A 24215-nucleotide genomic window follows, 5' to 3' on the forward strand; every position below is an offset into this window, starting at 1 on the left:
GCGATCGGCGCGAAGGGGCGATCCGCGTGAAGGGGCGATCCGCGTGAAGGGGCGATCCGCGTGAAGGGGATGATCCGCATGGACGGCGACGAGCGCTGGCCGGCCGCCGAACTGGACGACGTCCGGCGGCTGCGCGTGATGGCGGCGGCGATCCCGGGCGGGCGCGTGAGCGAGCGCGTCCTGCCCGTCCCGCTGGACGAGGTGTGGGCGGTCATGGGCGACCTGGAGGACGGTTTCGGACGGTTCCAGCCGGACATGCGGCGCGTCCGCGTCGTCCGGGCGGAGCGGGGCCGCGTGGTCGCGCTGGCGCGCAGCCGCTTCGGGATGCGCGCCCGGCTGGAGGGGACGCTCCGGCCCGGCTGGTGCTGGCTCCAGAGCCGGTTCCTGATCATCGGGATGGCCGCCGCGTCCGAGCCCGGCGGCGGCACGCGCGTCGCCGTGACGGGCGGCGTCCGGGTGCCGGGCCGGGCCGCGATCGTCCCGGTCGGCGTCCGCCGCGAACTCGACCGCGCCCTGGCCCGGCTGGAGGAGCAACTTCGGGTCTGACCTGCCGGGATGCGTCGTCCGGCGGCGCATCCCGGCACCCGGTCAGGACGGGATGTAGGGCGGTGCGACGCCCCAGCCCCAGTGCGGCATCGGCGCTTCGAGCGGCGGCGTCGCGTCCGGCTGGGAGTTGGCCCGCGCGAGCCGCGTCCCCCACTCGATGTAGCCGGCGAACGCGGCGCGGAACTCCGGGTCGTCCGGCAGGCCCACCTCGTCGGCGGCGTCCATCAGCAGGCTCACCCAGCGGCGGCGCTGCGGCTCGGTGATCGCCTTGCCGAGGTGCTGCCGGATCATGTGGTGGTAGCCGCCGCGCTCGGCGCTGTAGCGCTCCGGCCCGCCGAACACCTCGCCCAGCCACAGCGCGACGTAGGCCGGATGGTGCTTGTCCATGTGCGCGAACAGCGGCCCGATCAGCTCGTCCTTGAGGACGTGCCCGTAGAACACCTCGGTGAGCCGCCGCAGCGCCTCCTCGCCGCCCGCCCAGTCGTACATGGACGGGACGCTGCCGCCGGAGCCGCGCACGGCCGTCCGCTCGTAGTGCCGCATCTCCTCGATGCGCTGCACGTACGGCTTGATCTCGGCGAAGAACGCCGCGAAGTGCTCGCCGGAGCGGAACTCCTTGAGGTGCGCGTCGGCGGACGTCCAGGTGATGCGCAGGACGTACCACTCGGGCTCGTCCACGCAGCGGCTCAGCTCGTAGTCGGCGCACTGCGGCGCGGCGGCGAGGGACTCGGCGGCGCGGCCGTAGGCGGCCTCGAAGCCCGCCGCGTCCGCGCCGTCGATCCGGTAGCGGATGTACTCGACGATCATGGGGTCACCTTCCGGGGGTCGCGCTTATGTAATCATGTAATCAAGCGCGCCGGGAGGTGAAATGCCGGAAAAGACGGCGGGCTCCGGGAGACCGTGGCCTCCCGGAGCCCGCCGCGGATCATTCGTCGCGGTTCGCTCAGCCGGTTCGCTTGCGACGCGTCCAGGCGATGCCGCCGCCGATCAGGGCGAGCACGACGACGCCCAGCCCGACCCACAGCCAGCCCGCGCTCCCGCCGCCGCCGGACGACGACTTCGCCGCGGAGGAGACGAACGCGCTCGGCGGGGGCGTCTGCGCCTGGCCCGGCGCGGCGGACGACCCGGCGACCGTGAACTTGAACTCGCCGGTGACCGGGTGCCCGTCGGATGCGACGACCCGCCAGCCGACCGTGTAGACGCCGTTCGGCAGCGGACCCTTGACCGACTCGGTGACCACGTTGTCCACGGCCCGCGCCGCGCCCGCCTCGTGCCGTCCGCCGCTCGCGTCCGTGAGGACGACCTGCGGGAACCCGACCGGGTCCGCGTACGTGAGGGTCAGCTTCTGCGGGGACGCGACCGTCGCGCCCGCCGCCGGATCCGACGACTTCAGCGACGTGTGCGCCGACGCCGGAACCGCCGAGACCCCCAGCGCGCCGGCCATCACCGCACCGGCCACGATCAGCCGGCCCTTCATGCGCGGGTCCGGGTCCGGGCGCGGGTGAGGCCGAACGCGCCGACGCCGATGCCGATCACGCCGACCGCGATGCCGACGCCGCCGAGCGTCCTGGCGGTGCCGTCGTCGGACTTCGCGGCGGCCGGGGGCGTCTTGGACGTGGCCGCGACCGTCATGCCCTGCGCGTCCGCGCCCTTCGGGGTCAGCTTCAGGACGGGCGAGGGGTGCTCCGGCTCGTTCGCGCCGTTCCCCGGGTCCTGGTCCCAGTTCACGACGCTCTTGTCGGAGTAGGTCTGCGCGGCCTTGAACACCAGCCGGTCGGCGTTGTCGGGCAGCGGCCCGAGCGAGACGTCGAACTCCTGGAACTGGCCGGGGTCGATGCGTCCGCCCGACCAGGTGATGCTGGACACCGCCTCGGTCAGCTCGCCGCCCTCGGCCTTCACGGGCGTGGCGAGCTTGCTCTTGGTGACCTTGACCGTCCAGCCGGGGACGGGCCGGACCGACACGAACGCGATCGGGTGGTCGGCGGGGAGATCCACCCGGACCTGCGTCGTCCCGGCGTCGGGCTTCTCGTTCGGGACGCGGAACGAGACCTTGGTGAAACCGCCCTTCTCGGCGGTCCCGGGGTTGACGGTGACATGCGCGGACGCGGCGGTGGCGAGGCCGGCGAGCGAGACGCCGGTCACCGCCGCGACGGCGGCGAGACGCCGCGCGCGAACCATCGAGGACATGCACTTCTCCGTTCGAGCATGGGGGAGGTCCGGACGGCGGCCGAAACACGCGTCCGGAAACGAGCCGTGAACCCCGCGCGGACGACGCCGCGCGTGAAGACCGGCCGACCCGTAGGGCCGGGCGTAAGCCACCCGACCAACCCACGCCCGCAGCGAGCCGCCGCGAGGCGACGGGCGAGCCGGGTGGGTCAGGCGGTGGGGAGGGGGAGGGAACGGAGAAGTGGGGGACCGCGCCGGACGACCTGGTGGCGGAGCGCGCGACGGCGCAGGGCCGCTGCGGGGGCCGTGACCGGTACGACCGCGACGGGCGCGGGCGGCGCGGCGGGCTCGGCGGCCGACAGCGCGAGGAGCAGCCGGACGGGACGGTCGGCGAAGGCCGCGATCCGCCTGGTCAGCGACCATGCGGCGCGCTCACCGCGCCAGAGCCACCAGCCCGACGCGAGGCCCGCGGCGACGTGCGCGAGCGTCATCGCCGAGCCCGGGCCGTGCGTCGAGACCGCCGTGACCATGTGGTGCGGGTCGTGCATCGACGAGGTGCCCGCGCCGCCCGCCGGCGCGGGGCCGCAGGTGCCGCACGCGCTCGCGAACAGCGTGTGCAGGGCGAACTGGCCGAAGACCAGGCCGCCCGCGATCGTCGGCAGCGACCGTTCGTGGCCGGTCAGCGCGTAGGTGACCGCGAGCACGCCCGCGAACCCGGCCAGCGCCGCCCACGCCGGGACGGCCGCAGAGGCCGCCAGGGCATGGCCGAGCGTCGCCAGGGCGACGCACACGGTGGAGAACACCACCGCGCGCGCGAGGCGGAGGGCCGGCCGGACCGGCTGCGCTGCGGACATGACGCTCTCATGGTGCCATCCCCGGCCCGCGGCGGGTACCCGACCCCCGGGGAAGCATCGCGAACACGCCCAACATGTTGGGGTTGCGCGAAGCGCTGACTCAAGATGTAGGGTCTAGCCCCGTGCTGGTTCGCCCGCACCGCCGCTCCGCGCCGCCACGCGGGAGCGGCGGAGCGGGCGTCGCAAGAGGGAACCCGGTGGGAGTCCGGGACTGCCCCGCAGCGGTGAGCGGGAACGACCGCCGTCATGAGCACTGGATCCGCCGCGCGCGGACCGGGAAGCGACGGCCAGTAGGCCGGTGGCGCGCCGAAGGAGCGCCGCCGTCGCCCGCGAGTCCGAAGACCTGCCCGCACGACGTACGTCCGAAAGCCTCGCGGGAGGCCGACGGACGGGCGCGCGAGCCTGCCCGAGAACACCCGGGCACGGGCCGTCCGGCCACGGACGGGCCCCGGCCGTTCCGTCGCGGACGGGCACGGGCCGTCCAGCAGTGGGCGGGCACGGGCCGTCCGATGCCGGGCGGGCACGGGCCGTCCGGTGGTGGGCGGGTCGTACCGGCGGCGCCTGCTCGGGGGACCGGGCGGGGCACGGCGACGCGCGTCCGGCCCGGCCGCTCCCGCGAGGGTGATGCGAGGGAGAGGGCAGATGACGCAGCAACTGGCCGCGCCGGTGGAGACCGCACGGGGAGCGCTCGAGGTCGAGGTCGGACGGGCCTGCGCGGGCCTGCCGGACGCCGAGCCCGAGCGGGTCCTCGCGGCGGTCCGGGGCGGCGACGCGGCCGACCGCGCGGGCCTGCGGGAGCAGGCGATCGCCGAGGCCGCCGCGCTCGTCGCGGTCGAGCCCGCCTACTCCAGGGTCGCCGCGCGGCTGCTGAACGCGCACATCGCGGACGAGGCCGCCGCCGAGGGCGTCCGCACGTTCGCCGAGTCGGCCGCGGCCGCGCACCGCGAGGGCCTGATGGCCGACGCGCCCGCCGCGTTCGTCGCGGCCAACGCCGAGGCGCTCAACGCGATCGTCGACGCCGCCGGGGACGCCGCCGACGACCGGTTCGAGTACTTCGGCCTCCGCACCGTCTACGACCGGTACCTGTGGCGGCACCCGCGGACGCGGCGCGTCCTGGAACGGCCGCAGTTCTTCCTGCTCCGCGTCGCGGTCGGGCTGGCCGAGACGGTCGAGGACGTCCGGGAGCTGTACGGCCTGCTGTCCACGCTGTCGTACCTGCCGTCCTCGCCGACGCTGTTCAACAGCGCCGCCCGCCGCCCGCAGCTGTCGTCCTGCTTCCTGCTGGACGCGCCGCGCGACGAGCTGGAGTCGATCTACGAGCGGTACGCGCAGGTCGCGCGGCTCAGCAAGTACGCGGGCGGGATCGGGATCTCGTGGACGCGGATCCGGTCGCGCGGCTCGCTCATCCAGGGCACCAACGGGCTGTCGAACGGGATCGTCCCGTGGCTGCGGACGCTCGACTCGTCCGTCGCGGCGGTCAACCAGGGAGGCCGCCGCAAGGGCGCGGCCTGCGTGTACCTGGAACCGTGGCACGCCGACGTCGAGGAGTTCCTGGAGCTGCGCGACAACACCGGCGAGGACGCCCGCCGCACGCACAACCTGAACCTGGCCAACTGGATCCCGGACGAGTTCATGCGCCGCGTCGAGCGCGACGAGGACTGGTCGCTGTTCGACCCGAAGGCCGTCCCCGAGCTGACCGACCTCTACGGCGACGAGTTCGACCGCGCCTACCGCGCCGCCGAGCAGGCGGGCAAGGCCGTCCGGACGATCTCCGCGCGCCGCCTCTACGGCCGGATGATGCGGACTCTGGCGGAGACCGGGAACGGCTGGATGACCTTCAAGGACATCTCCAACCGGGCCTGCAACCAGACGGCCGAGAAGGGCAACGTCGTCCACCTGTCCAACCTGTGCACCGAGATCCTGGAGGTCACCAGCGACGGCGAGACGGCCGTCTGCAACCTCGGCTCGATCAACCTCGGCGCGCACGTGGCGGACGGCGGGATCGACTGGGAGCGGCTGCGCGCCACGGTCCGGACGGCCGTCCGCTTCCTGGACCGGACGATCGACCGGGGCTTCTACCCAACCGAGGAGGCCGAGCGGGCGAACAAGAAGTGGCGTCCGATGGGCCTCGGCGTCATGGGCCTCGCGGACGTCTTCTTCAAGCTGCGCCTGCCGTTCGACTCGGATGAGGCGAAGCGCCTGTCCACCCGCATCGCCGAGGAGATCTCGCTCGCGGCGTACGGGGCGTCCGCCGACCTCGCCGAGCAGCACGGCCCGCACCCGGCGTACGCGCAGACCCGGACCGCGCGCGGGCAGCTCCACCCGGACCACTTCCCGGACGCCATGATCACCCGTCCGGACGCCTGGACCGAGCTGCGCGCCCGCGTCGCCCGCACCGGCCTGCGCAACTCGCTGCTCGTCGCGATCGCGCCGACGGCGACGATCGCGTCCATCGCGGGCTGCTACGAGTGCATCGAGCCGCAGGTGTCCAACCTGTTCAAGCGCGAGACGCTGTCCGGCGAGTTCCTGCAGATCAACCAGTACCTCGTCCGGGACCTGAAGGCCGAGGGCCTGTGGCTGCCCGAGGTCCGCGAGGCGATCAAGCGCGCGAACGGCAGCGTGCAGGGCCTCGCCGACCTCCCGGACGACGTCCGCGCCCTCTACCGGACGGCCTGGGAGCTGCCGCAGAAGGCGCTCATCGACCTCGCCGCCGCGCGCACCCCGTTCGTCGACCAGTCGCAGTCGCTGAACCTGTTCATGGAGACCCCGACCATCGGGAAGCTCTCCTCGATGTACGCCTACGCCTGGCGCAGCGGCATCAAGACGACCTACTACCTGCGGAGCCGCCCGGCGACGCGCATCGCGCAGACCACCGTCTCCGCGACCCTGTCCGACGAAGGAGCCGTCATCTGCTCCCTGGAGAACCCCGAGACCTGCGAGGCCTGCCAGTAATGCTGCTCGACCCCGGCATGGACCTGACCCTGCGTCCCATGCGCTACCCCGACTTCTACGAGCGCTACCGCGCCGCCATCCGCAACACCTGGACGGTCGAGGAGGTGGACCTCGCGTCCGACCTCGCCGACCTCGCCCGGCTCACGCCCGAGGAGCTGCACCTGGTCAACCGGCTGGTCGCGTTCTTCGCGACGGGCGACTCGATCGTCGCGAACAACCTCGTGCTGAACCTGTACAAGCACGTGAACGCGCCGGAGGCCCGCCTCTACCTGTCCCGGCAGCTGTTCGAGGAGGCCGTCCACGTCCAGTTCTACCTGACCCTCCTCGACACCTACCTGCCCGACCACGACGAGCGGGTCAAGGCGTTCGCGGCGATCGAGCACATCCCGTCCATCCGGGCGAAGGCGGAGTTCTGCTTCCGCTGGATCGACTCGATCGACAAGCTCGACCAGCTCCGCACGCGCGACGACCGCCGCGCGTTCCTGCTGAACCTGATCTGCTTCGCGGCCTGCATCGAGGGCCTGTTCTTCTAGGGCGCGTTCGCCTACGTCTACTGGCTGCGCTCGCGCGGCCTCCTGAACGGCCTCGCGTCCGGGACGAACTGGGTCTTCCGGGACGAGTCCATGCACATGGAGTTCGCGTTCTCGGTCGTGGACACCGTCCGCGCCGAGGAGCCGGACCTGTTCGACGCCGAGCTGACCGCCGCGGTGACCCGGATGCTGGAGGAGGCCGTCGAGGCGGAGCTGGCCTTCGCCCGCGACCTGTGCGGCGACGGGATGCCCGGCATGAGCGCCGACGACATGCGCCGCTACCTGGAGTACGTCGCCGACCAGCGGCTCGCGCGGCTCGGCCTGCCGGCCCGCTACGGGACGGCGAACCCGTTCGCGTTCATGGAGCTCCAGGACGTCCAGGAGCTGTCGAACTTCTTCGAGCGGCGCGTCTCGGCCTACCAGATCGGCGTGGAGGGGGCCGTCGCCTTCGACGAGGCGTTCTGACACACCTCTGCTGCATGCTGGACGCAGTTGCAAGTCATTTGCAATAGTGGCCGGTATGGCCGACTACACGCTTCCCGACCTCCCCTACGACTACGCGGCGCTGGAGCCCGCCATCACCGGCGAGATCCTGGAGCTGCACCACGCCAGGCACCACGCCGCGTACGTCAAGGGCGCCAACGACACGCTCGAACGGCTGGCCGAGGCGCGGGACAAGGAGCAGTACGGCGGGCTGGTCGGACTGGAGAAGACGTTCGCGTTCAACCTGTCCGGCCACGTCCTGCACTCGATCTTCTGGCAGAACCTCTCCCCGGACGGCGGCGACCGCCCCGAGGGCGAGCTCGCCGCCGCCATCGACGAGCACTTCGGCTCCTTCGAGGCGTTCCGGAAGCAGCTCACCACCACGACCTCGACCGTCCAGGGCTCCGGCTGGGGCGTCCTCGCCTGGGAGCCGCTGGGCCGCCGCCTGATCGTCGAGCAGGTCTACGACCACCACGGCAACGTCGGTGCGAGCACCACCCCGCTGCTGGTCTTCGACGCCTGGGAGCACGCCTACTACCTCCAGTACCGCAACGTGCGCCCCGACTACGTCGAGAAGCTCTGGTCCCTGGTGAACTGGACGGACGTCACGTCCCGCTTCGACCGCGCCCGCACCGCCTGACCGGCGCGCCCCTCGATCGTGCGGCGTCCACCTGGCCGGGATCGTGCTCAGAACCTTTCCTTGCGGCCAGGCGGGCGCCGCACCCTTTCCGAGCCGCGCCGATTCCGGGCCGCGCCGGTTCCGGGCCGCGCCGGCTTCTGGGCCGCGCCGGTTCCGGGCCGCGCCGGTTCCGAGGCGCGCCGGCTTCCGGGGAGTCCGTTACGGGGAGTCCTGCCATGCGCGGAACGGCGCCCGAGTATGCGCTGAGGGCGCGCTTGATGTATCCCATACGGGATGGAAACTGCCGTGACGACGTCCGCCGCGCTGGTGCGGCTCGACTGCACCGTGCGCTGCTATGCCTGGGGCTCGCGGACGGTGCTGGCCGAGCTGCTCGGCCGCGCGCCCGGGGACGAGCCGCAGGCCGAGCTGTGGGTCGGGGCGCATCCCGACGCGCCGGCGCGGCTGCGGGGTGACGGGCGGACGCTGCCCGAGTACATCGCGGGCGACGCCGTCGCGGCGCTGGGACCGGAGGCGGGCGCCGGGCTGCCGTTCCTGCTGAAGGTGCTGGCCGTCGAGCGGCCGCTGTCGTTGCAGGTCCACCCGGACGCCGGGCAGGCGCGGGAGGGGTTCGCGCGGGAGAACGCGGCCGGTCTCGCCCCGGACGCGCCGGACCGCAACTACCGGGACGACTCCGCCAAGCCCGAGCTGGTGTGCGCGCTGACGCCGTTCGACGCCCTGTGCGGGCTCCGCGCGCCGGCCGAGGCCGCCGTCCTGGTCGGGGCGCTGGGCGTCGCCGCCCTGGACGAGGTCGTCGCGGCGCTGGACGCCGGGGACGCCAAGCGGGCCGTGGAGATGTTGCTCACGTGGCCCGCGGCGCGGCGGGCCGGGCTGGTCGAGGACGTCCGGAAGGCGTGCGGGGCGCTGGACGGCGAGCCCTACCGGGTCGTGGAGCGGCTAGCGGACCTGCATCCGGACGACACCGGGCCGGTCACCTCGCTGCTGCTGAACCTCGTCCGGCTGGAGCCGGGGCAGGCGCTGAACGTGCCGCCGCGCACGCTGCACGCCTACCTGCGCGGGACGGCCGTGGAGATCATGGCCAGCTCCGACAACGTGCTGCGCGGCGGCCTGACACCCAAGCACGTGGACGTCGCGGAGGTGCTCGCGGTCGCCGACTTCGGCGCGTTCGACCCGGTTCCGCTGGCGGCCGAGCCCGCGCCGAACGGCGAGGGCGTCTACCCGTCCCCGGCGGCGGGGTTCCGGCTGACGCGGTGCGCGCCGGGAGCCGAGCCGGTGCTGCTGGACCGGCCCGGTCCGAGCGCCCTGCTGTGCCTGGACGGCTCGGTCGCGATCTCCCGCGACGGGCGGGTCGAGGAGCTGCGGCGCGGCGAGGCGCTGTTCGTCCCGTTCCAGGGCGGGCCGGTCGCGCTGACGGGCGCCGGCGAGGTCTTCCGCGCCACCCTGTCCTGACCGCGGACGAGCCACGCCGTCCTGGCCGTGGACGCGCCACGCCGTCCTGGCGTCGAGGCGGAATCGGTCGCTTACTAGGCTCGTCCGCCATGAGCGGCGATTACCCGTACTGGGAGACGGTCCCCACCCGGTGGAACGACAACGACGTGTACGGGCACGTCAACAACGTCGTCCACTACATGCTCATGGACACCGTGATCAACCAGTGGATGATCCGGACGGCCGGATTCGACCCCCTGCGCGCCGACGCGATCGCGATGTGCGTCGAGTCGCACTGCGTGTACAAGGCCGAGGTGTCCTTCCCGGACACGATCCGGATGGGCCTGCGCGTCGGGAAGCTCGGCAACTCCAGCGTCCGCTGGGAGATCGGGATGTTCCGGGAGGACGGCACGCTGGTCGCGGAGGGACACTTCGTGCACGTGTTCGTCGGGCGGGAGAGCCGCCGTCCGCGGGACATCGCCGACCCGATCCGGTCCGAGATGCGGAAGCTGGTGATCGCATGAGCATGACGACGAGGGCGGCCGTGCTGGTGGAGTCGGGACGGCTCGCGCCCTACGCCGAGTCCCGGCCGCTGGAGATCGCCGAGCTGCGGCTGGACCCGCCCGGCCCCGGCGAGCTGCTGATCAAGGTCGGCGCGGCCGGGCTGTGCCACTCCGACCTGTCGGTGATCAACGGGTCCCGGCCGCGTCCGCTGCCGATGGCGCTCGGGCACGAGGCGGCCGGCGAGGTCGTCGAGGCGGGCGAGGGCAGCGGGTTCGCGCCGGGTGATCACGTGGTGCTGGCGTTCGTCCCGGCGTGCGGGGAGTGCGAGCGGTGCGTGTCCGGACGGCCCGCCCTCTGCGGACCGGGCGCGGCGGCGAACGGGGCCGGGACGCTGCTCGGCGGCGGACGCCGGTTCGCCTACGAGGACGGCACCCGCCCGAACCACCACCTCGGCGTCTCGGCGTTCTCCGAGTACACGGTCGTGTCGGCGAAGTCGGCCGTGAAGATCGACGCGGACCTGCCGCCGGAGATCGCCGCGCTCTTCGGCTGCGCCGTGCTGACCGGCGCCGGGGCCGCGCTGTACAGCGCGAACGTCGTGCCCGGCGACACCGTCGCGGTGTTCGGGCTGGGCGGGGTCGGGCTCGCCGCGCTGCTCGCCGCGCGCGCCGCCGGGGCCGCGCGGATCATCGCGGTGGACGTCGTGCCGCACAAGCGGGAGCTGGCGCTGCGGCTCGGCGCGTCCGGGGCGGTGGCGGGCGGGCCGGACGCGGTCGGCGCCGTCCGCGACCTGACCGGCGGCGGGGCCGAGAAGGTGATCGACACGACCGGGGTCGCGGCCGTCCTGGAGCAGGCGTACGCGGCGACCCGCGCGGGCGGGACGACCGTCACCGTGGGGCTGCCCGACCCGTCCGCGCCGCTGACGCTGCCCGCGCTGAGCCTGGTCGCCGAGGAGCGCACGCTGCGCGGCAGCTACCTGGGCTCGTCGGTGCCGCGCCGGGACATCCCGCGCTTCGTCGGCATGTACCGGTCCGGGGTGCTCCCGGTGGACGAGCTGCTCTCGCACCGGCTGACCCTGGACGAGGTGAACGCGGGCTTCGACCGGCTGCACACCGGGGAGGCCGTCCGGCAGGTCGTCACTTTCTGATTCGCGGTGGTGGCGCTGAGTTTCGCCTGACCTCCGACCAGGAAGAACACCGATCATGACTGAATACCGCGTGGTGTACGGACCGGCGGAGGAGCCGGTGACCGAGACGATCGACGCCGACCAGATCGTCGAGGAGGACGGCATCGTCACCTTCTTCAAGAACGACGAGGCGCTCATGCGCGTCCAGAAGGAGAACATCCACAACGCGACGGAGCTCCCGATCGAGCGGTGACCGGGAGCTCCTCACGTCCGCCGGTGGTGGCTACGGCCGTGCGGCCGGCTTCGCCTCCGGCTCGGCGTTGAGCAGGGAGCGGCGGCGGCCGTAGCCGAAGTAGACCAGGCAGCCGAGGACGAACCAGACCGCGAACCGCACCCAGGTCTGCCACTGCAGGAACGTGATCAGCCAGATCGAGAAGCCGATCCCGACCAGCGGGACGAACGGCATCAGCGGCGTCCGGAACTGGCGCGGCAGGTCCGGGCGCTTGTAGCGGAGCACGATCACCGCCGCGCAGACCACGATGAACGCCAGCAGGATGCCGATGTTGGTGAGCTCGGCGGCCTCGGCGATCGGGAAGAACCCGGCGATCAGCGCCGAGCCGGCGCCGAGGATCCAGGTGATCCGGGTCGGCACGTGCCGGGTCGGGTGGGTGTGCGCGAACCAGCCGGGCAGCAGGCCGTCCCGGCTCATCGCGAACCAGACCCGCGCGGCGCCCATCATGAAGGTGAACAGCACGGTCAGGATGCCGATGATCGCGCCGACCGCGATGACGAACCCGACCCCGTTCATGCCGACGCTCTTGAACGCCGAGGAGAACGCGGCGGTCGGGTTGATCTCGGTGTAGGGGATCATCCCGGTCAGCACCAGGCAGGCCAGCACGTACAGCACCATCGAGATCGCGAGCGAGAGCAGGATCGCCTTCGGCATGTGCCGGGTCGAGTCCTTCGACTCCTCCGCGGCGGTCGACATGGCGTCGTATCCGAAGACGGCGAAGAACACTGTGGCGGCCCCGGTGAACGCGCCGCCCCAGCCGTGCGGGAAGAACGGCGAGTAGTTGCCGGTGTGGATCTTGAAGACGCCGACCACGATGACCAGCAGCACGATGCCGACCTTCAGGTACACCAGCGCGGACTCGAACCGCGCGGCGCTCTTCATGCCGAGGTTCAGCACGTAGGCGATCAGCAGGCAGAGCAGCGCCGCGAACAGGTTGATCTTGTAGCTGTGCGCGGGCGTCCCGGCGGGTTCGGTGCCGGGCGCGCCCATCATCCAGTTCGGCAGGTGGACGTGCAGGAAGCCGAGCAGGTCGTTGAAGTAGCCGGAGATGCCGATCGCGACCACCGCCACGATCGCGGTGTACTCCAGCAGCAGGTCCCAGCCGATGGCCCAGCCGGTGAACTCGCCGAGCACCGCGTAACCGTAGGTGTAGGCGGATCCGGCGCGCGGGATCAGCCCGGCGAACTCGGCGTAGGAGAACGCGGCGGCGGCGCTCGCGATGCCCGCGACCAGGAACGAGATGAGGACGGCCGGCCCGGCGTCCTTGTGGGCGACGGCTCCCGCGAGGGAGAAGATCCCGGCCCCGATGATGCCGCCGATGCCGATCGCGGTGAGCTGCCAGAGACCGAGCGTCCTGGTCAGCGCGGTGTCCCCGCCGCCGCTGCCGCCGCCGTCCGAGCCGTCGTCGATCTGGTCGATGGGTTTGCGCCGGGTCAGGTCGCTCAGCAGCGCCATACCGTCCTCCTCCGCGTGACCCCCGCCATTGAAAGGTCACCGCGATCGTCACACATCCCTAACGGATGGGAAAGATCCCCCATTACGGTCCGTTAACTCCTCCTGCGCGACCATCGGCGGATGACGAGCCGACGGAACCTGCTGGGCGCGGTCGCCGCCGCGCCCCTCCTGGCCGCCTGCGAGGGCGCCCGGCACGGCGCGGCCCGCGCCGCCGGAACCCCCGGCGACCTGGTCATGATCATCCGTCACGGGGAGAAACCGGCCGGGACCGGCGCGCCGTACGGCGTCACCGCCGACGGCGAGCGCTCGGACGGCTCCCTCACGGTCCGCGGCTGGACGCGCGCCGGGGCGCTGGCGTCCCTCTTCGCCGCCCCCGCCCGCCCGGGCCTGCGCCGCCCGGATCGGATCTTCGCCGCGAGCCCCGAGGGCGACAGGGCCCTCCGCCACAGCCAGACCGTGACCCCCCTGGCCGAGCGCCTGGGGCAGCACCTCGACCTCACCTTCGGCAAGGGCGACGAGAAGAAGCTCGGCAAGCACCTCGCCGCCCTGACCGGCGTGACGCTCGTGGCATGGGAGCACCACGCGATCCCCGACATCGCGAAGGGCCTGGGCGCGTCCACCCCCGCCTGGCCGGACGACCGCTTCGACCTCGTCTGGCTCTTCACCAGGTCGTCCGCCGCCTGGACCTTCACCCAGGCCCCGCAACTGCTCCTGTCGGGCGACCGTCCCTGACCGGACGGGACCGGCGGCCGCGTCACGCGGCGGCGGGCTTGCTGGCGGGCTGGAACTTGAAGGAGATGGCCTCCATCAGCGGCTTGCGCTTGGTGTTCTGGAACGCCGCGACCTTCCAGGCCCCGCCCTCGCGGACCATCGCGTACGTCTGGACCTTGTCGAGCTTGGCGGGCCGGTCGTCCCCCTTGTAGGTCGCCCCCCGAGTGATCACCAGGGCGCTGTCCGGCCCGGTCATCCGCACGCTCAGCGTCTCGGACGCCAGCCTGGTCCCCTTGAGGAAGCTGTCGAACAGCACCTGGTGGGCGTGCCCGATCTCGTCCGCGCCCTGGTACAGCGTCCCGACGTAGGTGATGTAGGTGGCGTCCGCGGTGAACTCGGCCCCGTAGGCGGCGCCGTTCCCCGCGTCCCAGGCGGCGGTCAGACGGTCGAGGACGGACGAGATGGCGGCGATGTCAGCGGCGACGGCGTTCATGACGGCTCCAAGTCTTCTCGGCTGAAGAAACTTCGTTTCAGAAGTCTCTGCGTTGAGGAAGACATTAATCAAGCCGCCTCCCCGTGTCAACACCCAGCCCCGCCCCGTCCGCAGGGGCAGCGGACGCCCCTGAGGCGCGGCCGTGGCGGGGAAGTGTCGGAGCCGGTTGGGAGGGTGGGGGTGTGAGGACGCTGATGCTTGACGACATCTCTGAGGCGCTGCGGGCTGGGTGGGGTGCGGACACCTGCTCGCCTGACGATGTGGCCCGTGCGCCCTGGACGGCGGGCAACCCGTCGTGGGGCCACTGCGACATCACGTCGCTGGTCGTGAACGACTTCTTCGGGGGACGGCTGGTCCGGGGGGAGGTTCGTACGGCCGAAGGGGAGTCGGCCGGGTTCCACTGGTGGAATCTGCTGGACAGTGGGCTGGAACTCGACCTGACGCGGGATCAGTTCCGGGACGGGCAGACGGTCGTGGGACGCGAACTCGTGGAGCGTCCGCGTCCCTTTCCGAAGTATCGGAAGGCCGAATACCTGGTGTTGCGCGGGCGGGTGGCCGAGCGGCTCGGGTGGTATCCGGAAGGGTGACGCTGGTCAGGCGCGGACGGAGAGGGGGTGGTGGAAGACGGCGCGCGGGTCCCAGCGGGCTTTCACGCGGCGCAGCCGGGCGTGGTTGGCGCCGAAGTAGAGGCGCTGCCAGGGGGCGCCCTTGTTCCACAGCGGGTCGGCCAGGTCGATGTCGGGATAGTTGATGAGGGCGCCGTCCTCGGCGGGAGGGACGCCGCCGGATCCGGCGAACAGGTCGCGGTAGGTCTCGCGCGTCCAGGCCAGGTGGCGGGGCTCGTCCTCCGGGCCGTCCCAGCCGTTGACGAGGGTCAGCTTCATGACGGCGTCGCGGTGCGGGACGGCGGTGGCGTCCGGGGCGATCGCGTTCACCATGCCGCCGGACGTGCAGAGGGTGAGGCAGCCGCCGGGATGGTCGTAGTCCTCGCGGGTCAGGTGCCGGTAGAGGGTCTCGGACTGGCGGGTGCTGAGGCGCGTGCGTAGGTGGGCGGATTTCGCCTTCAGGCGGGGAAAGCCGGCGGGGCTGTCTTCCAGGGCGGACGCCAGCCACGGTTGGAAGCGCGTCCGGACGGTCGGGCGGACGGGCAGCCCCGCGCTGATCGCCGTGACGTGGTCGGCGAGGAGGCGTTCGGCGTAGCCGCGGCTCGCGGACGCGACCTGCCCGACCAGCGCGATCTCGCCGGAACCGGGACGGGTCAGCCGCAGCTCGCTGTACAGCCGGTTGGACGGCATCCCCGGCGTGCTGTTCCGCTCGATCCAGCGGCCGTGGGCGTCCAGCATCCGGACGAAGGACGCCCGGTCGAGCCCCCGCCACGGCCAGCGGACGTCGAAGGTCAGCGCCGCGGCGGGCGGGGACGGCAGGTCGCGGAACCAGTAGCGGGTGACGACGCCGAACGTGCCGCCGCCGCCTCCGGTGTGCGCCCACCACAGGTCGCGGTGGGGGTCCTCGGGGTCGCGGGTCGCGATCACCGAGCGGGCGCGGCCCGCCGCGTCCACGACGACGACCTCGACGGCGTACAGGTGGTCCACGGACAGGCCGAGCGTGCGGGACAGCGGGCCCGAGCCGCCGCCGACGACGTGGCCGCCCGCGCCGACGGACGGGCACCGGCCCGCCGGGACGGTCACGCCCCAGCCGAGGTACAGCCTGCGGTAGGTCTCGCCGAGCGTGGCGCCCGCCTCGACGGCGTGCGCGCGCCGGGCCTCGTCCCAGTAGACCGCCGCCATCCCGGACATGTCGATCACCGTGCGCACGTCCGGGTCGGCGACGAAGCCCTCGTAGCAGTGGCCGCCGCTGCGCGCCGCGATCCGCCGCCGGGTGTGCACCGCGTCCTGGACGGCCCGGACGACGTCGCCGGTCCGCCCTGCGACCCAGACATGGTCCGGCCGGCCGTCGAAGCGGTGGTTGCGCCCGCGCGCGGACAGCGAGAGGTGGCGGGCGTCGCCCCAGCCCACGCGGGACGCCGGAAGCGGTTCGAGGGAGTCGAGTTCGATGTCCACGGCCTCGACGAGCGGCCCCGGGGGCGTGCCCGTCGCCGCCGCCGCGGTGCAGAAGCCGCCGCGGAGCACGTTGCGCCTGCTGGTGTGGGAGACCATGGGCCCACGCTATGGAGTGCGAACGCGCCGCACAGTCGCCCTTGGCCCACGGTCAGGGTAGGCGTAAGCCCCCTATACCGTGCCGACCTGTTCGAGGATGAGGCGCTCGAACCCGGCGGCGAAGTCGCGGTAGTGCTCGCGGAGTTCGAGGCCGGGCCAGCCGTCCGGAAGCAGGTCGTCCGGGAGCAGCGGATCCTTCAGCAGGTGCCGCAGGACGGCGGCCGAAACGGTGAACTGCTCGGCGAAGGTGTCGGACGCGTCGAGCGCGTCGAGCAGCGCCCGCGCGGTGCCGGCCCAGCCGGCGAGGTCCCAGAGGCCGGCGGCGAGCCGGCCGGGCGGCTGCTCGGGCCGGCCGGTCAGGAACACGCACTGCCGCTCCACGATCTCCGGGCGCGGCCGGGCGAGGTTCGCCGGGCGCAGCCAGGTGCCCTCGCGCAGTTCGGCGAGGCGCAGTTCGGACATGGCCTGGCGGAGCGCGGCGCGGTCGGCGGCGGGGCGGCGTTCGGCGGTGACGACGGCGATCTCCCACCGGCCGTCCCAGGGGCGGGTGCGGGGCTCGCGCGACTCGTCCTGGCGGCGCTGGCGGGACAGCAGCCGGTCGGTGAGCGCGTAGGCGCCGTCCGCCTGGACGAGGTCGCCCGCCGCGACCATGCGGGACAGCGCGACCCGCACGGTGCCCTCGGCGATCCCGAACCGCTCGCCGACGCGGACCAGGTAGCGGGCGGGGAGCCGGGGCGGGTGCACGCCGAGGAGCGTGCTGAGCACGACCGACCGGGCGGTGAGGGGACGCAGCCCCAGCTGGTTCGTCATCCTGAGCCGGACCCTACCGTGATTACATACTTCCATCGCGTGCAGGAGACATGTAATGTCCGAGTCGGGGGTGGGGCGCGGTAGGGACCGCCCCGCGACGACGGACGGTAGGGAGCGAGCCATGGGCGTCCGAGTCGAACGTGACGGACCCGTCACCACCGTGATCCTCTCCCGGCCCGAGGTCCGCAACGCCGTGGACGGCCCGACCGCCGCCGAGCTGGCGGACGCGTTCCGCGCGTTCGACGCCGACCCGGACGCGTCCGTGGCCGTCCTGTGGGGCGAGGGCGGGACGTTCTGCGCGGGCGCGGACCTCAAGGGCCTCGGCGAGGGCCGCGCCAACCGCGTCGCCCCGGACGGCGACGGCCCCATGGGCCCGACCCGGATGCGCCTGTCCAAGCCGGTCGTCGCGGCCGTCGCCGGGCACGCCGTCGCGGGCGGACTGGAACTGGCGCTCTGGTGCGACCTCCGTGTCGTCGAGGAGGGCGCGGTGTTCGGCGTCTTCTGCCGCCGCTGGGGCGTCCCGCTGATCGACGGCGGCACGTTCCGGCTGCCCCGGCTGATCGGGACGTCCCGCGCGATGGACATGATCCTCAGCGGGCGTCCGGTGGAGGCGCGCGAGGCGCTCGCCATCGGCCTGGCGAACCGGCTCGTCCCGCCGGGGACGGCACGCCGCGCGGCCGAGGAACTGGCCGCCGAGCTGGCCCGTTTCCCGCAGCCGACGCTGCGCGGCGACCGCCTTTCGGTGCTGGAGTGCGAGGGACTGCCCGAGGACGAGGCGATCGCGGCCGAGTACCGGCACGGCCTGGGCGGTCTCGACGCCGCCGTCACCGGTGCCGCGCGCTTCGCCGCCGGCCGTGGCCGGCACGGCGACTTCGCGGACATCTGACGCCCCCGCCGGGACCCGGCTGGAGTCGAACAAGATCATCCGGGGTTGACCGAACCGTATTCGGCTCTTAGGTTCCTAACGGACCACCGTGAGGAGCCGACATGACGATGACCGTGGACGAGGCCGGCCGGGTCCTCGCGACGCCGTCCGCGTACGCCGACGACGCCCGGTTCCACGAGGCGCTCGCGCTGCTGCGCCGCGAGTCGCCCGTGCACCGGGTCGAGCAGGACGGCTACAACCCGTTCTGGGCGGTCACCCGGCACGCGGACGTCCTGGAAGTCGAGCGGCGGCACGACCTGTTCCTCAACGCGCCGCGCCCGATCCTCGGCACCGCCGAGTTCGACGCGTTCAACGCCGAGCGGATCGCGCAGGGCACGGCCCTGCGCACGCTCATCCACATGGACGACCCCGACCACCGCGTCATCCGGGCGATCGGCGCGGACTGGTTCCGCCCGAAGGCGATGCGCGCGCTCGAACCGCGCGTGCGGGAGCTCGCCCGCCGCTACGTGGACCGGCTCGCCGACCTCGGCGGACGCTGCGACTTCGCGCGGGAGGTCGCCGTCCACTTCCCGCTGTACGTGATCCTGTCGCTGCTCGGCCTGCCCGAGTCCGACTTCGACCGGATGCTGAAGCTCACGCAGGAGCTCTTCGGCGGCGACGACGCCGAGCTCCAGCGCGGCACGACGGCCGAGGAGAAGCTCACCGTCCTGCTCGACTTCTTCGCCTACTTCCAGGAGCTCACCGCCGCCCGCCGCGCGCGCCCGACCGACGACCTGGCCTCGGCGATCGCGAACGCCCGGGTGGACGGCGAGCCGCTGAACGACATGGACACCGCGTCCTACTACGTGATCATCGCGACGGCGGGGCACGACACCACCTCGTCCACGATCGCGGGCGGGCTGCACGCGCTGATGACGCACCCGGACCAGCTCGAACGGCTGCGCGGCGACCTCGCGCTGATGCCGCTCGCCGTGGACGAGATGATCCGCTGGGTGACGCCGGTGAAGGAGTTCATGCGGACGGCCACGACCGACTACGAGCTGCGCGGCGTCCCGATCCGCGCGGGCGACTCGCTCCTGCTCTCCTACCCGAGCGCGAACCGGGACGAGGACGTCTTCGCCGACCCGTTCCGCTTCGACGTCGGCCGCGACCCGAACAAGCACCTGGCGTTCGGATTCGGCGTGCACTACTGCCTCGGCGCGGCGCTCGCGCGGATCGAGGTCCGCGCGTTCTTCGAGGAACTGCTTCCGAGGCTCGAATCGGTCGAGCCGGACGGCGAACCCATCGGCATCGCGACGACGTTCGTCGGCGGCCTCAAGCGCCTCCCGATCCGCTACACCCTGAAGGGCTGACCGCGCCCATGGCGTCAGCAAGCGGAGTGTCCGGGAGCGGAGCGTCCGGGAGCGGAGTGGCCGGAAGCACGGTGTCGGCGACGGCGGCGGTCCTGCGAGCCCACGACGCGCCCTACTCGCTGGAGCCGGTCGAGCTGGCCGAGCCGGGGCCGGGCGAGGTGCTCGTCCGGATCGCCGGGACGGGCCTGTGCCACACCGACCTGCTCGGACGCGTCCCGGGCGACCGCGTGCCGAAGCCGGTCGTCCTCGGGCACGAGGGGTCGGGCGTCGTGGAGGCGCTCGGGCCGGGGGAGAGCGGCGGGCTCGCGGTCGGCGACCACGTGGTGCTCTCGTACGACTCGTGCGGACGATGCGGCACCTGCCGCGACGGGCGGCCCGGCTACTGCGCGGACATGGCGCGGCTCAACATGGCCGCCGCCGTTGCGGACGGCCGTCCGCGCGCTTTCGACAAGGCCGGAACGCCCGTCCACAACCGCTGGTTCGGGCAGTCGTCGTTCGCCACGCACGCGCTCGCGACCGTCCGGAACGCCGTGAAGGTGGACGCCGACGCGCCGATCGAACTGCTCGGGCCGCTCGGCTGCGGGATCCAGACGGGCGCGGGCTCGGTGCTGCTGGCCCTTTCGGTCCGTCCGGGAGAGGCGCTCGCGGTGTTCGGCGCGGGCGCGGTCGGGCTGGCCGCCGTGATGGCCGCGCGCCTCACCGGCGCGGGCCCGGTCGTGGCCGTCGACCTGCTGCCCTCCCGCCGCGAGCTGGCCCTGGAACTGGGCGCGACGCACGCCCTCGACGGCGCGGACCCGGACCTCGCGCGGCGGCTCCGCGCCCTGGTTCCGGACGGCTTCCACCACGCGCTCGACACCACGGCCCGTCCGGAGGTCGTCGCGACCGCGCTCGCCGCGCTGCGGACCACCGGAGTGTGCGGTCTCGTCGGGGTGGGTAGGGAGGACTATCGCCTGGATTCGACCCTCATGCTCATGGGCCGGACGGTACGGGGCATCATCGAGGGCGATGCCGTTCCCCAGACCTTCGTCCCGCGCATGATCGAGCTTTGGCGGCGCGGCCTGCTGCCGTTCGACCGCCTCGTACGGACCTATCCGCTCGCCGACATCGCCCGCGCCGAGGCGGACGCCCTGTCCGGCACGACCGTCAAGCCCGTCCTGCTGCCGTAGGGACGGGTCCGCCCGGGCCCGCTCCGTCACCGGGGACGGTGGGCCCGCACCGCACCGCCCTTCGCTGCACTCGCTTCGCGACGTCCGTCAATCTTTCCGAGGTGGACATGAGCACGTCCGTCAGCACCGAATCCCGCGCCCTCGCCCTCGTTCTCGGAGAAGAGCGCCCGTCGCCGGGCGAGCTCGCGCCGCTGTTCCGGGCCCTGCCGCCCGTCGCCGTCGCCGACCTCACCGGGCTCTGGCGCGGCGGGGTGTTCGACCACGAGGACCGGATGGCCCGGCTCCTGACCCGGCTGCGCTGGTACGGCAAGCGGTTCCACGACGCGGACGACGTGGACCCGCTCGTCTGCCGCACCGACGACGGCGGCCTCTACACCTACGACGGCATGGGCTCGGCGCGGCTGCGCGAGGTCGTCTTCGACGGCGTCGCGTCCGCCGCGATGATCTACGACGGGCGGCCGATCATCGACCACTTCCGCCGGATCTCGCCCGACGTGGTGATGGGCGCGATGGACGCCAAGGGCGAGGCGTCGGTGCTCTACTTCCACCTCACCCGCGAGCCCTGACCGTCTCGCCCGCCAGCCCTGACCGTCTCGCCCGGGCGCCTCAGCGGACGCGGTGGAGGAGTTCGCCGCCGCTCTCCAGGCGGCGGACGTTCTCCATCGCGACCTCGAAGTACCGGTCCCACGTCTCGTGCGTGAGCCACGCGACGTGCGGCATGACGACGACGTCCTCGCGCTCCAGCAGCGGGTTGCCGGCCCGGACGGGCTCCTGCTCGAAAACGTCCAGGCCCGCGCCCGCGAGCCGCCCGGAGTCGAGGGCGTCGATCAGCGCCGCCTCGTCGATGATCGCGCCGCGCGCGGTGTTCACGACGATCGCGCCGGGCCGCAGCAGCGCCAGCCGCTCGCGGTCCAGCAGGTGGTGCGTCTCGTCGGTGAGCGGGATGTGCACCGACACGATGTCGCTCGCGCGGAGCAGGTCGTCCAGGGGACGCCAGGCCGGGTCGTCCGGACGCGGCGTCCGCGAGGTGATCAGGACGTTCGCGCCGATCGCGGTCAGCATCCCGCGCAGCAGCGTGGCGATCTCGCCGCCGCCTAGCAGGCCGACCGTCCGTCCGGCGATCTCGCCGCCGGTCAGCGCGCGCTCGGCGGGCCAGCCGCGTCCCGCGCGCGTGCGCGCGTCGAACGCGACGACCTTGCGCAGGGCCGCGAGCATGAGCAGCAGGCTCGTCTCGGCGACGGCCTGGGCGTTGCGTCCGGGCATGTTCGCGACCGCGATGCCGCGCGCCTCGGCCGCGTCCAGGTCGATCGTGTTGACGCCCGTGCCGAGCTTCTGGACGAGCCGCAGCTTCGGCGCGCGGTCGAAGTCCGCGGCGGTCAGCGGGCGCAGCACGTGCCAGATCACCTCGGCCTCCGGCAGCAGCTCACCGAAGCGCGCCTCGTCCTGTTCCGAGCAGATCGCCACATCCCAGCCGGGTCGCTCGAACTCCCCGTCGTAGTGCAGCAGGATTCGCACCTCGGGCCCCTCCTGATCGCCTCGCGCCGTCCGCGGACTATCTTGCCGAGGGACGGGGCGTCCCCGCCGCCGGGGGCCCCGCGCGATCTCGGGAGGTCCCTATGGGCGGGGCGGAGTGGGCGGGGCGCAAGCCCGTCGTGCTGGCGCCGATGGCGGGCGGGGCGGGCACCCCGGAGCTGGTCGCGGCCGTGGTGGAGGCCGGTGGCCTGGGCTTCCTGCCCGCCGGGTACAAGACGGCCGCGCAGCTCCGCGCCGACGTCGGGGCCACGCGGGCGCTGACCGGCGGGCCGTTCGGCGTGAACCTGTTCATGCCGTCCCGCGACGAGGTGGACGACGCCGCCGTGGCGGCCTACCGCGACCGGCTCGCGGACGAGGCGTCCCGCCTGGACGTCGAGCTCGGCACGCCCAAGGCCCGCGACGACGACTTCGACGCCAAGGTCGAGGACCTGCTCGCCGACCCGCCCGCCCTGGTCAGCTTCACCTTCGGCTGCCCGTCGCGCGAGCTGGTCGGGGCGTTCCGGCAGGCGGACGTCACCACCGTCGTGACCGTGACGACCGCGGACGAGGCGAGCGAGGCCGTGGACTGCGGCGCGGACGCGCTGTGCGTCCAGGGCACGGAGGCGGGGGCGCACCGGGGCTCGTTCACCAACACCACCGACGGCGCGCTGCCGCTGCGCGATCTGCTGCCCGCCGTGCGGGAGGTCACCGGCCTGCCGCTGATCGCGGCCGGGGGCGTGGGCAGCGCCGGGGACGTCGCCGAGATGCTGGCCCTCGGCGCGGTCGCCGTCCAGGTCGGGACGCTGTTCCTGCGCTGTCCGGAAAGCGGCGCGACGCCCGTGGCGAAGGCCGCCCTCGCCGACCCGCGCTTCACCGAGACGGCCGTGACCAGGGCGTTCAGCGGACGGCCCGCGCGCGGCCTGGTCAACCGGTTCCTCACCGAGTACTCCGCCGAGGCCCCCGCCGCCTATCCGGACGTGCATTACGTCACCTCCCCGCTCCGCAAGGCCGCCGCCGCGCGCGGCGACGCGGACGTGGTGAACCTGTGGGCCGGGACGGCGTTCCGCAGCGCCACCGAGGCCCCGGCGGCCGAGGTCCTGGACCGCCTCACGCCCCGCTGATCCGGCCCCCGGGCGGGCGGCGCCGACGGCCGGGATGATCACCGCGTCCGGCCGGGTGGTAACAAAAGGGGTGAAACGCCGCTAGGTTGTGCCCATCGGGGATCTTTGACGGGGAGGTTGCCGGGTGGGGACCGGTGTTTCCGCCGCCTTCGGGCGGCTCGTCGCGGGCGTGGGCTGCGCGGCGCTCCTGGCCGGTTTGGCCGGATGCAAGGTTTCGGGAGGCTCCGACGAGAGCGGCGGCCCGGACAAGGGCGGTCCCGAGCACGTGAAGGGCAGGGACGGCACGGCGGTCGATCCGTCCGCCTGGGGGAAGTGGGGCCTCAAGCCGATGCGCCCCGCGCCCGCGCCGCCCGCCGACAAGCCGATCAAGCTCTCGAAGCAGGGCCCGGCGAAGGTCTTCCGGACGGTGCCGACCACCGAGAAGATCGTCTTCGTCACCATCGACGACGGCGCGGAGAAGGACCCGAAGTTCGTCGACATGGCGCGCGAGCTGCGGGTGCCGTTCTCGATGTTCCTGATGAACGACGCCATCCGGGCGAACTACGGATACTTCAAGCCGCTCCAGGCGCTCGGCAACCACATCCAGAACCACACGCTGACGCACCCGGTCATGCGCAGCCTCGGCCCGGAGTCGCAGAAGCAGCAGATCTGCGGCGACCAGTCGATCCTCGTGCGGCAGTACCAGACCAGGCCGTTCCTGTTCCGTCCGCCCTACGGCATGTACAACCTGGCCACCCAGCAGGAGGCAGCGGCCTGCGGGATCCACGGCATCGCGCTCTGGCGCGAGTCCATGCAGATCCACGACATGCAGTACGACGACGGCACGAAGAAGCTGCACCCCGGCGACATCATCCTCGCCCACTTCCGCGGGCCGAAGGAGCTCAAGGGCGCGACGATGACCGAGATGTTCGCCGCGCTCCTCAAGCGCATCGCCAAGCAGGGCTACACGGTCGCCCGCCTGGAGGACTACGTCCAGCCCCCCGCCTGACGGCCCCGGAATGCGGGCCGCGGCCGGGACCCCAGGAGGCTCGTCCGCGC

24 protein-coding genes, 1 pseudogene and 1 riboswitch are annotated in these 24215 nt (G+C 73.0%); of the genes and pseudogenes, 16 read left to right on the plus strand and 9 right to left on the minus strand.

Going from position 1 to position 24215, the window contains the following annotated elements; all coding sequences use genetic code 11:
• The first annotated feature begins 60 nt into the window (after window positions 1–60).
• Window positions 61–546 carry a hypothetical protein gene (locus tag ACFPCY_RS17340; RefSeq protein WP_378256287.1) on the plus strand — a complete coding sequence of 162 codons (486 nt, stop codon included), beginning with the start codon at window positions 61–63 and terminating at the stop codon, window positions 544–546.
• 42 nt (window positions 547–588) lie between these two features.
• Here ACFPCY_RS17340 and ACFPCY_RS17345 read toward each other — a convergent pair whose 3' ends face one another.
• The 4 genes from ACFPCY_RS17345 to ACFPCY_RS17360 all read right to left on the minus strand — a co-directional run bounded on the left by ACFPCY_RS17345 (window position 589) and on the right by ACFPCY_RS17360 (window position 3566).
• Window positions 589–1353: a group II truncated hemoglobin gene (locus ACFPCY_RS17345; protein WP_378256289.1), complete on the minus strand. Its 765-nt coding sequence runs from the start codon at window positions 1351–1353 to the stop codon at window positions 589–591.
• Window positions 1354–1489: 136 nt separating this feature from the next.
• Window positions 1490–2023, minus strand: a complete 534-nt coding sequence (locus ACFPCY_RS17350) for a copper resistance CopC family protein (protein ID WP_378256291.1) — start codon at window positions 2021–2023, stop codon at window positions 1490–1492.
• Window positions 2020–2733 carry a YcnI family copper-binding membrane protein gene (locus tag ACFPCY_RS17355; protein WP_378256293.1) on the minus strand — a complete coding sequence of 238 codons (714 nt, stop codon included), beginning with the start codon at window positions 2731–2733 and terminating at the stop codon, window positions 2020–2022. Before ACFPCY_RS17355 ends, ACFPCY_RS17350 begins: the two co-directional genes overlap by 4 nt.
• A gap of 188 nt (window positions 2734–2921) precedes the next feature.
• On the minus strand, window positions 2922–3566 hold the full coding sequence (locus tag ACFPCY_RS17360) for a hypothetical protein (RefSeq protein ID WP_378256295.1): 645 nt from the start codon (window positions 3564–3566) through the stop codon (window positions 2922–2924).
• A 187-nt stretch (window positions 3567–3753) separates the two neighbouring features.
• A riboswitch (cobalamin riboswitch) is annotated at window positions 3754–3911 on the plus strand.
• A 297-nt stretch (window positions 3912–4208) separates the two neighbouring features.
• Here ACFPCY_RS17360 and ACFPCY_RS17365 point away from each other — a divergent pair.
• From ACFPCY_RS17365 to ACFPCY_RS17395, 7 genes and pseudogenes are all read left to right on the plus strand, one after another.
• Window positions 4209–6518 (plus strand): ribonucleoside-diphosphate reductase subunit alpha, encoded by a 2310-nt coding sequence (locus ACFPCY_RS17365; RefSeq protein WP_378256297.1) that lies wholly within the window; start codon window positions 4209–4211, stop codon window positions 6516–6518.
• A 38-nt stretch (window positions 6519–6556) separates the two neighbouring features.
• Window positions 6557–7513 (plus strand): annotated as a pseudogene (locus tag ACFPCY_RS17370) (ribonucleotide-diphosphate reductase subunit beta).
• A gap of 55 nt (window positions 7514–7568) precedes the next feature.
• Window positions 7569–8171: a superoxide dismutase gene (locus ACFPCY_RS17375; protein WP_378256299.1), complete on the plus strand. Its 603-nt coding sequence runs from the start codon at window positions 7569–7571 to the stop codon at window positions 8169–8171.
• Between the two features lie 273 nt (window positions 8172–8444).
• Window positions 8445–9617 carry a mannose-6-phosphate isomerase, class I gene (manA, locus tag ACFPCY_RS17380; protein WP_378256301.1) on the plus strand — a complete coding sequence of 391 codons (1173 nt, stop codon included), beginning with the start codon at window positions 8445–8447 and terminating at the stop codon, window positions 9615–9617.
• Between the two features lie 89 nt (window positions 9618–9706).
• On the plus strand, window positions 9707–10120 hold the full coding sequence (locus ACFPCY_RS17385) for an acyl-CoA thioesterase (protein ID WP_378256303.1): 414 nt from the start codon (window positions 9707–9709) through the stop codon (window positions 10118–10120).
• On the plus strand, window positions 10117–11244 hold the full coding sequence (locus ACFPCY_RS17390) for a zinc-binding dehydrogenase (protein ID WP_378256305.1): 1128 nt from the start codon (window positions 10117–10119) through the stop codon (window positions 11242–11244). Before ACFPCY_RS17385 ends, ACFPCY_RS17390 begins: the two co-directional genes overlap by 4 nt.
• A 55-nt stretch (window positions 11245–11299) precedes the next feature.
• A complete protein-coding gene (locus tag ACFPCY_RS17395) occupies window positions 11300–11476 on the plus strand; it encodes a hypothetical protein (protein ID WP_378256307.1) in 177 nt (58 codons plus the stop codon).
• A gap of 30 nt (window positions 11477–11506) precedes the next feature.
• On the opposite strand, the gene ACFPCY_RS17400 is transcribed toward ACFPCY_RS17395, so the two are convergent.
• Window positions 11507–12970, minus strand: coding sequence for an amino acid permease (locus ACFPCY_RS17400; protein WP_378256309.1), 1464 nt, complete (start codon window positions 12968–12970; stop codon window positions 11507–11509).
• Between the two features lie 120 nt (window positions 12971–13090).
• Between ACFPCY_RS17400 and ACFPCY_RS17405 the strand changes: the two genes are divergently transcribed.
• The gene (locus tag ACFPCY_RS17405) at window positions 13091–13702 is read left to right on the plus strand and encodes a histidine phosphatase family protein (RefSeq protein ID WP_378256311.1); all 612 of its coding nucleotides are present in this window, start codon (window positions 13091–13093) and stop codon (window positions 13700–13702) included.
• Between the two features lie 22 nt (window positions 13703–13724).
• Here ACFPCY_RS17405 and ACFPCY_RS17410 read toward each other — a convergent pair whose 3' ends face one another.
• Entirely contained in the window at window positions 13725–14174 is a 450-nt protein-coding gene (locus ACFPCY_RS17410; protein WP_378256313.1) for an SgcJ/EcaC family oxidoreductase, read from the minus strand.
• Between the two features lie 182 nt (window positions 14175–14356).
• Between ACFPCY_RS17410 and ACFPCY_RS17415 the strand changes: the two genes are divergently transcribed.
• Window positions 14357–14761 (plus strand): YunG family protein, encoded by a 405-nt coding sequence (locus tag ACFPCY_RS17415; protein ID WP_378256315.1) that lies wholly within the window; start codon window positions 14357–14359, stop codon window positions 14759–14761.
• A gap of 6 nt (window positions 14762–14767) precedes the next feature.
• Here ACFPCY_RS17415 and ACFPCY_RS17420 read toward each other — a convergent pair whose 3' ends face one another.
• A complete protein-coding gene (locus ACFPCY_RS17420) occupies window positions 14768–16330 on the minus strand; it encodes an FAD-binding oxidoreductase (protein ID WP_378256317.1) in 1563 nt (520 codons plus the stop codon).
• Window positions 16331–16402: 72 nt separating this feature from the next.
• Window positions 16403–17140 carry a PaaX family transcriptional regulator C-terminal domain-containing protein gene (locus ACFPCY_RS17425; protein ID WP_378256318.1) on the minus strand — a complete coding sequence of 246 codons (738 nt, stop codon included), beginning with the start codon at window positions 17138–17140 and terminating at the stop codon, window positions 16403–16405.
• 121 nt (window positions 17141–17261) lie between these two features.
• Between ACFPCY_RS17425 and ACFPCY_RS17430 the strand changes: the two genes are divergently transcribed.
• The 4 genes from ACFPCY_RS17430 to ACFPCY_RS17445 all read left to right on the plus strand — a co-directional run bounded on the left by ACFPCY_RS17430 (window position 17262) and on the right by ACFPCY_RS17445 (window position 21110).
• Window positions 17262–18026 (plus strand): crotonase/enoyl-CoA hydratase family protein, encoded by a 765-nt coding sequence (locus ACFPCY_RS17430; RefSeq protein WP_378256320.1) that lies wholly within the window; start codon window positions 17262–17264, stop codon window positions 18024–18026.
• 101 nt (window positions 18027–18127) lie between these two features.
• Window positions 18128–19378: a cytochrome P450 gene (locus ACFPCY_RS17435; protein WP_378256322.1), complete on the plus strand. Its 1251-nt coding sequence runs from the start codon at window positions 18128–18130 to the stop codon at window positions 19376–19378.
• A gap of 56 nt (window positions 19379–19434) precedes the next feature.
• A complete protein-coding gene (locus ACFPCY_RS17440) occupies window positions 19435–20544 on the plus strand; it encodes an NAD(P)-dependent alcohol dehydrogenase (RefSeq protein WP_378256324.1) in 1110 nt (369 codons plus the stop codon).
• 107 nt (window positions 20545–20651) lie between these two features.
• On the plus strand, window positions 20652–21110 hold the full coding sequence (locus tag ACFPCY_RS17445; RefSeq protein ID WP_378256325.1) for a DUF4334 domain-containing protein: 459 nt from the start codon (window positions 20652–20654) through the stop codon (window positions 21108–21110).
• Window positions 21111–21150: 40 nt separating this feature from the next.
• Here ACFPCY_RS17445 and ACFPCY_RS17450 read toward each other — a convergent pair whose 3' ends face one another.
• On the minus strand, window positions 21151–22059 hold the full coding sequence (locus ACFPCY_RS17450) for an NAD(P)-dependent oxidoreductase (protein WP_378256327.1): 909 nt from the start codon (window positions 22057–22059) through the stop codon (window positions 21151–21153).
• Between the two features lie 101 nt (window positions 22060–22160).
• Between ACFPCY_RS17450 and ACFPCY_RS17455 the strand changes: the two genes are divergently transcribed.
• Together ACFPCY_RS17455 and ACFPCY_RS17460 are read left to right on the plus strand one after the other, a co-directional pair.
• Entirely contained in the window at window positions 22161–23177 is a 1017-nt protein-coding gene (locus ACFPCY_RS17455) for a nitronate monooxygenase (protein WP_378256329.1), read from the plus strand.
• A gap of 124 nt (window positions 23178–23301) precedes the next feature.
• Window positions 23302–24165: a polysaccharide deacetylase family protein gene (locus tag ACFPCY_RS17460; RefSeq protein WP_378256331.1), complete on the plus strand. Its 864-nt coding sequence runs from the start codon at window positions 23302–23304 to the stop codon at window positions 24163–24165.
• Window positions 24166–24215: the final 50 nt, after the last annotated feature.

The sequence above is a fragment of the Actinomadura gamaensis genome, assembly GCF_042652125.1.
GTDB classification, from domain to species: Bacteria; Actinomycetota; Actinomycetes; order Streptosporangiales; family Streptosporangiaceae; genus Spirillospora; species Spirillospora gamaensis.